Source organism: Limnobacter alexandrii (genome assembly GCF_005871185.1).
GTDB classification, from domain to species: Bacteria; Pseudomonadota; Gammaproteobacteria; order Burkholderiales; family Burkholderiaceae_B; genus Limnobacter; species Limnobacter alexandrii.
Window position 1 is genome coordinate 591228 of record NZ_SWKN01000006.1, and the last position, 12467, is coordinate 603694.

11 protein-coding genes are annotated in these 12467 nt (G+C 55.5%); 10 read left to right on the top strand and 1 reads right to left on the bottom strand.

The window, feature by feature from the left end:
* Nucleotides 1–14: 14 nt before the first annotated feature.
* The 10 genes from fmt (at nucleotide 15) to FCS97_RS03090 (ending at nucleotide 10529) form a co-directional block, all read left to right on the top strand.
* Nucleotides 15–986 (top strand): methionyl-tRNA formyltransferase, encoded by a 972-nt coding sequence (fmt, locus tag FCS97_RS03045; RefSeq protein WP_246065998.1) that lies wholly within the window; start codon nucleotides 15–17, stop codon nucleotides 984–986.
* Between the two features lie 98 nt (nucleotides 987–1084).
* A complete protein-coding gene (htpX, locus tag FCS97_RS03050; protein WP_138516461.1) occupies nucleotides 1085–1942 on the top strand; it encodes a zinc metalloprotease HtpX in 858 nt (285 codons plus the stop codon).
* Nucleotides 1939–3306: a 16S rRNA (cytosine(967)-C(5))-methyltransferase RsmB gene (rsmB, locus tag FCS97_RS03055; protein ID WP_138516463.1), complete on the top strand. Its 1368-nt coding sequence runs from the start codon at nucleotides 1939–1941 to the stop codon at nucleotides 3304–3306. Before htpX ends, rsmB begins: the two co-directional genes overlap by 4 nt.
* 9 nt (nucleotides 3307–3315) lie before the next feature.
* Nucleotides 3316–3933, top strand: coding sequence for a DUF4390 domain-containing protein (locus FCS97_RS03060; RefSeq protein WP_138516465.1), 618 nt, complete (start codon nucleotides 3316–3318; stop codon nucleotides 3931–3933).
* Nucleotides 3930–6203: an ATP-binding protein gene (locus tag FCS97_RS03065; protein ID WP_138516467.1), complete on the top strand. Its 2274-nt coding sequence runs from the start codon at nucleotides 3930–3932 to the stop codon at nucleotides 6201–6203. Before FCS97_RS03060 ends, FCS97_RS03065 begins: the two co-directional genes overlap by 4 nt.
* A gap of 18 nt (nucleotides 6204–6221) precedes the next feature.
* Nucleotides 6222–6944 carry a response regulator gene (locus tag FCS97_RS03070; protein ID WP_138516470.1) on the top strand — a complete coding sequence of 241 codons (723 nt, stop codon included), beginning with the start codon at nucleotides 6222–6224 and terminating at the stop codon, nucleotides 6942–6944.
* Nucleotides 6941–8317: a Trk system potassium transporter TrkA gene (trkA, locus tag FCS97_RS03075; protein ID WP_138516473.1), complete on the top strand. Its 1377-nt coding sequence runs from the start codon at nucleotides 6941–6943 to the stop codon at nucleotides 8315–8317. The genes FCS97_RS03070 and trkA overlap by 4 nt, the downstream gene beginning before the upstream one ends.
* A gap of 15 nt (nucleotides 8318–8332) precedes the next feature.
* Nucleotides 8333–9793 carry a TrkH family potassium uptake protein gene (locus tag FCS97_RS03080; protein WP_138516474.1) on the top strand — a complete coding sequence of 487 codons (1461 nt, stop codon included), beginning with the start codon at nucleotides 8333–8335 and terminating at the stop codon, nucleotides 9791–9793.
* Nucleotides 9790–10197 (top strand): GTP-binding protein, encoded by a 408-nt coding sequence (locus FCS97_RS03085; protein ID WP_138516476.1) that lies wholly within the window; start codon nucleotides 9790–9792, stop codon nucleotides 10195–10197. Before FCS97_RS03080 ends, FCS97_RS03085 begins: the two co-directional genes overlap by 4 nt.
* 83 nt (nucleotides 10198–10280) lie before the next feature.
* A complete protein-coding gene (locus FCS97_RS03090) occupies nucleotides 10281–10529 on the top strand; it encodes a BTH_I0359 family protein (protein ID WP_040511986.1) in 249 nt (82 codons plus the stop codon).
* Between the two features lie 54 nt (nucleotides 10530–10583).
* Here the strand turns inward: FCS97_RS03090 and FCS97_RS03095 are convergent, their stop codons facing one another.
* The gene (locus FCS97_RS03095; protein ID WP_138516478.1) at nucleotides 10584–11870 is read right to left on the bottom strand and encodes an MFS transporter; all 1287 of its coding nucleotides are present in this window, start codon (nucleotides 11868–11870) and stop codon (nucleotides 10584–10586) included.
* Between the last annotated feature and the right edge of the window lie 597 nt (nucleotides 11871–12467).

Sequence of the window (12467 nt, forward strand, 5' to 3'; positions counted from 1 at the left end):
CTATGAATCGAACCCTGAATGTGGGTTTCGCTGGCACGCCCGAGTTTGCCCGGGTTGCGCTGGCGAAGCTGATTGCCGCTGGCTACCCGGTGCACCTGGTGCTGACCCAGCCCGATCGGCCTGCTGGCCGCGGCATGAAACTACAGGCCTCGCCTGTGAAACAACTGGCACTGGAACACGGCATCCCCGTGTTGCAACCCCTCAGCCTGAAAAAAGGCGAGGAAGCCGAACACGCGCTTCAGGCCTTGAAAACTGCAGTGCATGGCCAGCCATTGGATGTGTTGGTTGTGGCCGCTTATGGGCTGATTTTGCCGCAGATTGTTCTCGACGCGCCCCGCCTGGGTTGCCTGAACATTCATGGCAGTTTGCTGCCGCGCTGGCGCGGTGCCGCACCCATTCAGCGCTGCATTGAAGCGGGCGACACAGAGACCGGCGTGTGCATCATGCAAATGGAAGCCGGGCTGGATACAGGCCCTGTGCGCCTGTGGCGGGCCTTGCCGATAGAACACACCGACACCACCAGTACCCTGCACGACAAATTGGCCGAGTTGGGCGGTGATTTGCTGGTCGAGGCGCTGGATTCACTTCAGGCAGAAACATTGCCCCTGGTTCCACAACCAGAAGTGGGGGTAACTTATGCCGAGAAAATTACAAAAGCCGAGGGCCTGATCAACTGGGCCCGCAGTGCCGTTGAACTTCAGCGTACACTGCGTGCCTTCGACCCATTTCCCGGCGCAAACACAGTGTGGGGCGGTGAACCCCTGAAATGTTTTGATCCTGAAACTGTTGCACTGGCCGGCCTGATGGGTAAACCGGGCGAAGTGTTGTCCGTTGATTCCAATGGCCTAGAGGTGCAATGCGGGCAAGGCGTGCTGCGCGTTCGCACGCTGCAGAAAGCAGGCGGCAAGCGTCAGCCGGCGCAGCAGGTGGCGCAGGCTTTGGGTTTGCAGGCCGGAAACCAATTGGGCGAATCAGTCTCCAACTAAGGCAAGGTTGGCCGCGCAAATCTTGAAATTGCGCGAAAAAGCCTTATTTTCAAGTTGTCGAATCAACAGGCCGCTGATCGGCCAGGATGAGCAAGATCATGTTTAACTGGATGAAAACCTTCATGTTGATGGCGGCCATTACCGCCCTTTTCGTGGTGCTGGGTGGCATGGTGGGTGGCCGTGGCGGCATGCTGCTGGCTTTGGGCTTTGCCCTGGTGATGAACTTTGGTGCGTACTGGTTTTCCGACAAAATGGTTTTGCGCATGTACAAAGCCAAAGAAGTGGATGCCAGCAATGCCCCCGAGTTTTACAACATGGTGGCTGAACTAGCGCAGCGCGCTGACATGCCCATGCCGCGTGTTTACTTGATCAATGACAGCGCCCCCAACGCATTTGCAACCGGGCGCAACCCGGAAAACGCCGCAGTGGCCGCAACCACGGGTATTTTGCAGGTGCTTTCTGCGCGAGAGTTACGGGGCGTGATGGCCCATGAGCTGGCCCATGTGAAGCACCGCGACATTCTGATCTCCACCATTTCCGCCACCATGGCAGGTGCTATTTCAGCCTTGGCCAACTTCGCCCTGTTTTTCGGTGGACGCAACGAAAACGGCCAAGCGATGAATCCGATAGCCAGTATTGCTTTGGCTATTTTGGCACCCTTGGCAGCGTCGCTCATTCAAATGTCAATTTCCCGCGCTCGCGAATACGAGGCCGACCGTGGTGGCGCTGAAATTTGCGGTGACCCGGCCGCCCTGGCCAGCGCCCTGGACAAAATTCAACGCTATGCCAAAGGCATTCCGTTCCGTACCACCGAAGCGCACCCGGAAACCGCTCAAATGATGATCATGAATCCCCTGTCAGGCCGAGGCGTTGCCAGCCTGTTTTCAACCCACCCACCCACTGAAGAACGCATTGCCCGCTTGATGGACATGGCCCGCACTGGCGGTCCGCGTTGAAGCCGGTTCACAGCACACCGCCCAAGCTGACGGAAGCCAGCTTGGCATTTGCCCTGCTGAAAGCGGCAGCAGTCATGACCCGGGTACTGCGGGAGGGCCGCTCGCTTGACGAAGCGCTTGCGGCTGAAACCAAGGGTGTCAAAACCCCGCAGGCCTTGGGTGCCATTCAAGATCTGGCTTACTTCGGTATGCGCAATCTGGGCCGCGGGCAAGTGCTAAGCCGCCTCATCAGCGGCAAAGCGCTTTTGAACCCTGAGCCCTTGAATGAATTGATGGCTTTGGGTTTTGGTTTGCTGTGGGAGGACAAAAACCCCAAGTACCCCGCACACACCGTGGTCGATCAAATGGTGTACGCCTGCACGGGCAGCGAGCAGTTTGCACGTGCCAAAGGGCTGGCCAATGCCTGTTTGCGCAATTTTCTGCGCGACTCAAACACCTGGCGAAGCAAGGCCCTTGAAGATCCTCTGGCGCAGCACAACCTGCCCGCCTGGTGGGTTGAAAAGCTGAAGACCAGCCATCCACAACAGTGGCAAACCATGTTGGCCCAGTCGCAAAGCCACCCACCCTTGGTGGTGCGTGTCAACACACGAAGCAGTTCGGCGAATGCCTATGCCGATCAATTGAATGCTGCTGGCATGGAAGCCCGTGTGATCGGCGAGCAGGCCGTGTTGCTGGCCAAGCCGGTGCCGGTGTCTGCCCTGCCCGGTTTTGACTTGGGCCAGGTGTCGGTACAAGACAGCGCAGCGCAGCTGGCCTCGCAATTGTTGAATCCTCAAAACGGCCAGCGCATTCTGGACGCCTGCGCAGCACCAGGCGGAAAAACCGGACACTTGCTTGAGTTGGCCGACATTGAACTGGTGGCGCTTGATTCCAGCCCGCAGCGCTTGGGTCGCGTCGAAGACAATATTCGCCGCATTGCACCCACCCTGAACGGTCAATGGGATTTGCGCCTGAAGGTGGCGCAGGCCGAGTTGCTCGATACTTGGTGGGACGGCGTACCTTTTGACGGTATTTTGGCCGATGTGCCATGCACGGGTTCTGGCGTGGTTCGTCGCCACCCCGACATTCCGTGGTTGCGCAGACCGGACGATATTGCCAAGTTGTCGCAGATACAACACAAAATACTGAATGCCTTGTGGTCTACCCTAAAGCCGGGCGGTACACTTTTGCTGGTGACCTGTTCCATCTTTCCTGAAGAGGGGCCCCTGTTGGCAAAAGCATTTCTAGACAATCATTCCGATGCCCTGGCGCAAACTGCGCCCGGCTGGGTGTTGCCAGTTGCACCGGCCAACCCCGACCAAGGCTTTGATGCATCTCCTGACGGGTTCTTTTACGCCAAATTTGAAAAATCCCTAACCGCTTGAGGATGTGCCTTGAAATTTAGCCAGGCCCGTTCCTCGTCATGGACTTACGTTTTGCATGGGCTGTTGGGCCTGGTGCTGCTGTGCGTCCTGACCATGGGGTGGGCTCAGCTTGATTCTTCAACACGGGTTACTGCTGTCAAGTTAGAACCCAGCAAGGCGCCGGCGGCAGCAGCATGGAATCTGGCTGCAGAGTTTGAAATTGAGTTGGGCCACAAGCTGCGTGAGGCCGTTGACCGTGGTTTGCCCTTGCAATTCACGGTCGACTTTCAGTTGATGCGTTCTCGCTGGTACTGGGTTGACGAAGAAGTGGTCAGCACCACTTACCCGCTGAACCTGTCATACAACGCCCTCACCCGCACTTACCGTGTGGTCACTCCCAACAACACCTACAACACCCCCACACTTGAAGACGCCATGCAGCACATGACCAAGGTGCGAGACTGGGCGGTGATTCCCCGGGATCGAATCGAGATTGGGCAGCCTTATACCGCGCAGGTGCGCTTTCGCCTGCTGCTGACTGAACTGCCGAAGCCATTTCAAATCAGCGCCCTGGTCAACAGCGAATGGGATTTGTCGTCCGAGTGGCTCACCTTTGAGTTCACGCCCAAGCGCGAGGCCTGGAAATGAATCCCTGGCTGGAAAATACCCGATGGCTGCGTTACACGCTGCTGATTCTGGGTAGCCTGGGTGGGGTCTTGCTGTTTCTGCTGGCCTCGGCTTCGTCGAACACTGATTTTTTCGAAAACAATTACCCCCTGCTGATTACTTTGAACGGCATCATTGCCGCAGGCTTGTTCAGCATTTTGGCTTTGCTGATCGTGCGCATGGTTCGCAGGTACCGCGCGGGTGTTTTTGGCTCGCGGCTTATGTTGCGCATGTCGCTGTCGTTCGCACTCATGGGTTTGATCCCCGGCTTTGTGCTGTATCTGGTTTCAGTCCAGTTTCTGGCCAAAAGTATCGACAGCTGGTTCGATGTGCGGGTGGATGGCGCATTGGAATCGGGTTTGAATTTGGGTCAAACCGCGCTGGACAGTTTGATCAATGAGTTGGCCTTGAAAGGGCAGTCCATTTCAATTGAGCTCTCGCGCGCCACGCCCAGCGAGCAATTGCTTGAACTGCCCCGGCTACGTGACGCTGCCAATGTGCAAGAGCTCACCTTGCTGTCTGAGACCGGACAAATTTTAGGCAGTTCAGGTGGTCAACTTGATAGCCTGTTGCCCAGCTTGCCCACGCAGGTGATGTTGCGCCAGGCATTGATGACACGCCCTTTCCAGCAAATTGAACCAGACCCCGACGATCCCGATGGAAGGCTGTACATGCGTGTGGTGGTGCCCATTGCGCCACCCTTGACCAGTTTTGATCTGGGTCAGCGTTATGTGCAAATTATGCACCCGGTGCCCACCACCCTTTCGCAGCGGGCCAATGCGGTGCAAAGCGTGTATCGCGATTATCAAGAATTGCAGTTGTCGCGTTCGGGTTTGCGAAAAATTTACGGCATTACGCTCACGCTTGCTTTGTTGCTCACCGTGTTTGTTTCGGTGGCTGCTGCGTTCTGGTTGTCTTCGCGTTTGTCGTCGCCCCTGCTTTGGTTGGCCGAAGGAACGAAGGCACTGGCCAGTGGTAACTTCAAAACCATGCAGCCCGTGAATGCCGACGATGAACTGCGCGAGTTGGTGGATTCATTCAACACCATGACCCGGCAGTTGTCGGAAGCGCAGCGCCGTTTGCAGGCCAATCAAAATCAACTGGCGGCCAACAATGATTTTTTGCAAAGCCTCTTGACCAGTTTGTCTGCTGGCGTGCTGGTGTTGGACCACAAGCTGCGCTTGAAAATGTACAACGACGGCGCGCTTCGAATTTTTGATCGATCCCTGGCTGAAAACCAGGGCCACCCGCTGGATGACATGCCCGGCCTGGAAGGTTTTGCCATGGCGGTTCGCGCCAGCGTGGCCGACAACCAGGGCAATGAGGGTGAGGAAAGTGGTATTTGGCAAAAGCAGCTTGAAATTCCGCGCGCGTTCGATTCGCAAAGCTCGAAATCGATTCTGGTTCGGGGCTCTCGATTGCCCGGCGAAAAGGCGGGTTATGTGCTGGTGTGCGACGACATTACCGCACTGATTTCAGCGCAACGCACAGCAGCCTGGGGCGAAGTGGCGCGTCGCCTTGCGCATGAAATTAAAAACCCGCTTACCCCGATCCAGTTGTCAGCCGAGCGTTTGCAAATGAAGTTGGCCAGCAAACTGCAAGAACCGGAGTCCGGAATTTTGCAACGTGCCACCCGCACCATCGTGAACCAGGTTGAATCGCTGAAACGGTTGGTGAATGACTTCCGCGATTACGCGCGTTTGCCCCCGGCTGATTTGAAGCCACTGGATTTGAACGACTTGGTGGTCGATGTGTTGGCGCTGTACGATGTGCATGTGGGCATTGAAGAGCAGGCAGAAAACCGCTTCGTTCCAAAATTGACTGAAAAATTGCCGCTGGTGGCAGGAGATTCGTCGCAGTTGCGCCAAGTGATTCATAATTTGTTGCAAAATGCATTAGACGCGTGTGTCGATTGTGATCAACCCAAAGTTGAAGTTCGCACCGAGGGTTTGAAAGCCCCCGAAGGTGAACATGAACATTTGGTCGGTGTGAAGTTGGTGGTGGCTGACAACGGCCCGGGTTTTAACCCTGACTTGTTGGCCAAGGCCTTCGAGCCTTACATCACCACGAAAACCAAAGGTACCGGTTTGGGTTTGGCAATTGTTCGAAAAATTGCAGACGAGCACAAAGCGCGAATTGCCATTAGAAACAGGGTAGATGCACAAGGGCGGGTTGTTGGTGCGGCGGTGGAATTAACCTTCCCCGTATTGCAGGACACTTTGAACAATGCCGAACATAGTCAGGCCGCATAAAGAAGGAACTTTCTAACCATGGCGACCATTCTCGTTGTTGATGACGAAATTGGAATTCGAGAACTCTTGTCCGAGATTCTCGGTGACGAAGGACATGCTGTGCTGCTTGCCGAAAACGCAGGTCAGGCGCGTGCGTTGCGTGACCAAGAGCAGCCCGACCTTGTGTTGCTCGACATCTGGATGCCGGACACCGACGGCGTCACCTTGTTGAAAGAATGGTCGGTCAAGGGCCTGCTCACCATGCCGGTAATCATGATGAGTGGTCACGCCACCATCGACACAGCCGTTGAGGCGACACGCATTGGCGCACTCGATTTTCTGGAAAAACCCATTTCACTGCAAAAGTTGTTGGGCGCCGTTGAAAAAGGTTTGGCTCGCGGAAAAATGGTGCAGTCAGCCCGTGCGTTGATGCAGTCACAGCCCAAATCCAATGGTGCCAGTGGCCTTTCAAGCAATGCAGGTGGAGCACCCGCTGCTGCACCGGGCGCCATGGCGGCAACACCCGATTCAAGCCCCTTGGGGCAGGCCTTGGCTGAATTGTCCACGCTTGATCTGGATGCGCAGTTGCGCGATGCCCGTGATTCATTTGAGCGCATTTATTTTGAGTATCACCTGCGCCTTGAAAACGGCAGCATGACGCGCCTGGCCGAACGTACCGGCATTGAGCGCACGCACCTGTATCGCAAACTCAAGCAGCTGGGCGTGGAAGTGGGCCGCACTGCGCGCAAAAATATCGCATGAAAATCATCATCGTCGGCGCCGGGCGTGTGGGGGCCAGCCTCGCTGAAAGCCTGGTGTCCGAACACAATGACATCACCCTGATCGATCCAGACCCCAAGGTGCTGGCTGATCTTCAAGACCGCTACGATTTGCGCACCATTGCCGGCAACGGCGCTTTGCCGCGCGTGCTGAAACAAGCCGGTGCGGAAGACGCTGACATGCTGGTGGCTGTCACCCGCAGCGACGAAACCAATTTGGTGGCCTGCCGAATGGCTGCACTCATGTTCAATGTGCCTCGCCGAATTGCCCGTGTGCGTTCGCCAGAGATGATGGAACAAGCGAGCCTGCATGGTGATGAAGGTTTCAATGTAGACCATGTCATTTGCCCCGAGCAAAGCGTGACCAATCACATTGAGCGCCTCATTGAATTTCCCGATGCATTGCAGGTGCTCGACTTTGCCGATGGCAAAGTGACTCTGGTGTCGGTGCGTGCGTATGCGGGCGGGCCTTTGGTGTCACACCCGATTGAAGACATTCGCAAACACCTGCCCAAAGTGGACGTTCGCATTGTGGCTTTGTTCCGCGAAAACCAGCCCGTGGCCGTTGAGGGCTACACGATGATTCAACCGGGCGACGAGGTGTTTTGCCTCTCGGCCACGGAACATGTGCGCACGGTGATGTCCGAATTGCGGCGCATGTCCAAACCGGTCACCAAGGTGATGATTGCCGGTGGTGGCAACATTGGTTTGCGCCTGGCCCGCAGCCTTGAAGAAAATTACCAGGTCAAGGTGATTGACGCTGACCGCAAGCGTTGCGAAGACCTGGCCAATCAACTGGGTTCGCGCACCTTGGTGTTGTATGGCGATGCCACTGATGAAGACTTGCTGGCCGAAGAAAATGTGCAAGACGTGGACACCTTCATTGCATTGACCAACGACGACGAGAACAACATTATGTCGTCGCTGTTGGCCAAGCGCATGGGTGCACGCCGGGTAATCGCCCTGATTCAGCGCAAGGTGTATGCCGAGCTGGTGCAAGGCGGGCAAATTGACATCGCACTGGCCCCTTCAAACGCCACACTCAGTGAATTGCTCAAGCACATACGCCGGGGCGATGTGGTGGCCGTTCATCGACTGCGTCGCGGTGTGGCAGAAGCCATTGAATCGATTGCGCATGGTGATTCGAAATCCTCGAAGGTAGTTGGCCGCACCATTGAAAAAATCGACATGCCCAAAGGGGCTGTGATTGGTGCCATTGTGCGCGGTGACAAAGTGATCATGGCGCACCACGACACGATGATTGAGGCCGAGGATCACATCATTACCTTCGTAGAAAACCGCAAGCTGGTGCCGCAGGTGGAAAAACTGTTCCAGGTCGGCGTGGGGTTCATCTAAAGTGGCGCGTGCAGCATGAGGAACTCGCTTTTTCCAGTGCTCGGTGTATTGGGCTTTGCGGTGGCCTTGTTCTCGGTGGCGTTTTTGGTGCCACTCACCTACGCTTTTCTGACCGGGGAGCCCACGGTACACGCGTTTGCCACGGGTTTTTTAGTCACTTTTGGCATTGGCATTACCGCGCATGTATTAACCCGTCGCTTTCGCCGCGAACTTCAACCCCGCGATGGTTTTCTGTTGGTGTCTACAGTGTGGTCGGGCTTGCCCGCGTTTGCCACCATTCCCATGGTGTTGTTCTTCGATGACCTCAGCGTTACAGATGCCTATTTTGAAATGGTGTCTGCGCTAACCACCACAGGCGCGACTGTGCTGAGTGGTCTGGACGACATGCCAGCCAGCATCAATATCTGGCGGCACTTGTTGTCGTGGATGGGTGGCATGGGTATTCTGGTTTTGGCGGTGGCCATTTTGCCATTGCTGGGTGTGGGCGGTTCGCAGGTGTTCAAGGCCGAAACACCCGGGCCGATGAAAGACAGCAAGTTGACCCCCCGAATTACAGAAACCGCCAAGTCGCTGTACATGGTGTACTTCGCTTTGTCGGTGGCTTGTGCCATCAGTTACAAGCTGGCTGGCATGACCTGGCTGGATGCATTTTTGCACACCGGTACCACGGTGTCCCTGTCCGGGTTTTCATCGCATGATGCAAGTTACGCCTATTTCGATTCCGCAGCCATTGAGATGGTGGCCGTGGTGTTCATGATGATTGCGGCGGTGAACTTTTCGATTCATTTTCTGGCCTGGCGTGGTAAATCATTTCGACCGTACGCCAATTGCCCGGAAGCCAAATGGTTTTTGATGCTGATGGTTGGCGCGGTGTCCTTGATCACCATGTACCTGTTGGCGCATCAGGAATACACCACCTTCAGTGAAGCCTTCCGGTATGCACTTTTCAACACCGTGTCGGTTGCCACAACCACCGGATATGCCAACACCGACTATGGGCAGTGGCCGCTGTTTGCACCCTTGTTGATGATGTTTCTCAGCATGTTCGCCACGGCAGCCGGTTCCACCGGGGGTGGCATCAAAATGTTGCGCGCGGTTATTCTGTTCAAGCATGCCATTGGTGAACTTTCACGCATTCTGCACCCGCGCGCCATTAACCCGGTGCGAATTCGCGGTTCAGCTGTGAGTTCTCAGGTTATTTTTGGTGTGCTGGCCTTCATGCTGATGTATGGCATGAGCGTGATCACCATCACCATGCTGTTGATATTTACGGGCATTGATCCTGTGTCGGCACTGACCACAGGTATTTCCATGATCAATAATCTGGGCCCGGCCTTGGGTGAATTTGGACCTGTCGACAATTATGCTGCGCTGGGCAATTTCCAGACCTGGGTGTGCTCTTTTGCCATGCTGCTGGGGCGCCTGGAAATGTTCACCATTCTGGTGCTGTTCACACCAGCCTTCTGGCGCAAATGAAAACGCATGTATTTCTGGTTTCGGGTCGCAATCCGCAAGTGCGAGCCAAGCGAATTGAGGCATTGCTTTCCGAGCAGGCGAGTGCTGGCAAAATCACCTTGATGGCCAGCACGGAAATTTTTTCAGTGGCATCGGTTGAAGCACAGGCTGAATTGTTCGGGCTGGACGCCGAGCGCAAGGCGCGGGGCATTCATGTGCTGCGCTTAAGCCCCGGTTGTTTGTGTTGTTCCTCCAAATTGGTGCTTACAACTCACCTTGCTCGCACTTTAAGATTGAACCAACCCGATGTACTGTTAGTCGAACTGGAAAGCCAAAGTCACCCGGAACAAGTGTTAGAGTTGTTGAACGAGCCTCAATGGAACGACTGGTTTGCCGATATCACATTAGTGGAGGAAGTTGCGTAAGGGGTTAGACGCCCAAGGCGTGGCCTTGAAATTGCTAGATAGATCACCATATTCAACCTGAAAGTATTATTTGGAGGTTTGCGATGTTAATGATGATTGATAGCCCCTTTTACTGCGTGGTGGATTTGGTCATGAGCGAGGGGCAACCCAGCCTTGGCATTGAAATCGTGGACAAGAACAATCAGCGCGAACTGTTTTTGCAGGGCGATGCGGCTGAAAAATTCCGCGAAGAGGTGAAATACCTCGCCGCCCAAGAACCCGATATCGACGACATCGAAGCTTTCATCGAAAGCTACAAGCCCTGGATGCAGCATCCAGTGACTTTGCACTAATTTATCCCGCACAAAGCCTCTGTCAGTTTGGCAGGGGCTTTGAATCAAATTGCTTCATGCAAAACGCGGTTTGGCGTAAGTTTCTTTACTCAACATCAAGCTTAGAATCGATGTGCCCACCCACGCAGCAAGAACCAGCATACACACTGTCATGCCAGCTTTTGAATAGGCACCGGTGATGTTTTCTGCGGCCGCATAGTGATCAAGAATTGCACCCAGTACCGGTTGCTGCACCAGCGGGCCGACCATCACACCCAGGTTCACAATACCCACCGCGGTAGCGCCCAAATGATGGGGCACCGATTCTTTCACGTAACCAAAACTAAGCACCATGGAGCCGCCACCAAAGGCTGTAGCCCACAGCAAAACCGAGACCACTGCAATGGGTAGATCAGGCTTGAATCCCAGAATGATGAAGCCGCTGATTGAGAAAATTGCACCCAGGAAATAGGGTAGTTTGCGCTGTTTCAGTTTGTCGGACAGTGCCCCAAAAAACAGGCTGCCCGCAGCAAATGCGATCAGCATGCCGGTGACAATTAGCGACGCTTCTTTGACGCTGAGCCCATGCCAGGTGGTGATGTAAGGAACACCCCACAGGCCCGTGAACGTTAAAATGGCGCCGCACACGCCGCTGGGTATCCAGAAAATCAACCACACCGCAGGGAACCGAAGGGTGTGGCCCAATGCAGTGAGCAGGGGCAGCGTCACTTCATTCTCGGGCCGCTTGGCGACATGATTTTTGTAGCCGCGGTACGAAGGCATGTCGCGCACATAGATCCAGATGAGCAAGCCCAGTATCAACGCGATAATTCCGCTTGCGCCCATCACCATGCGCCATCCGAAAAGGTCGCTTAAAGCACGCAGCGGCACGCCGGCCAACACTGCACCCATGGTGCCAACAGCCAGGCTGACGCCCGACATGCTGGCGAAACGCGCTGGCGAAAACCACTGGGCCACCAGCATCAGCATGGAAACCCAGGCCACTGCAACCGAGCCACCCACAAGGCCACGCCCCACTGCCGCCCAAGCCAGTGTGGGAGCAAAGCCGAACATCAGTGCGCCAATACCGCCGAGTATGCAGCCAGCGGTCAGAATTTTTCTTGGACCAATTCGATCGACCAACAGGCCCACCGGTATTTGCATGGCGGCATAGAAATAGAAGTAAAACGCAGAGAGGTTACCCAGCGCTGCGCGGCTGAGGTCGAACGTGGCGCTGAGTTCTTCGGTGAGCACGCCCGGTGTAACACGTTGGAAAAAACCGAACAGGTAAAACGCGGCGGCCAAGCCCCAGATGATGAACGACATCAACAAGGGGGGCGGGGAAAGATGATTGGGTGACATGGTGTTGTTCTTGTGAATACTGCGGGCAGTGTCGCATGGGGGTGAGTTTGTGCCACTTGGGTGTAACCCGAGGGGGCTGAAGCTGAACTTGAAGGGGCGCCTCGGTGGTTTCTTGTCAACTCAGCGTGTGTTACTTGTGCCGCATGTCACTGGTGACTTTGGATCTGAACTTGAAGGGTCGCCGCTGCCCGAAAACTTGGCATATCGTCTTGTCAGCTTGAGTCTGCACTAAGCCAAGCCCTCCAAAAGTAACGGTCGGGTCTTGGCTTTCGCGCCAGGGCGCGATCGTTAGTCTCGGCGCGCCAAGCCGGCAAGTTTTCTGACTGGTCATCGTGCGACCCATTGCAAGTTCAGCTCCGCGTCACCGTCGGCTGGGTCTGTAGCCCAATCGGCGGCGGTGTTTCGATCGCCTCGCCTTCAAGAAAACCTGCCCTTGCGTGCCGAGCAGGGCCGGTGTTGCCCAGTATGGGCGACAGAGAACGGACCCGACCCGCTGTTTAGGAGGGTCGTTCTCAGGCATCGTGAGGCTCAGCAAGGGGAGTACAGGTTTTCAGGCGAGAGATTGAAATTCGCGCCGAGTGGGCTATTAACGAGCGG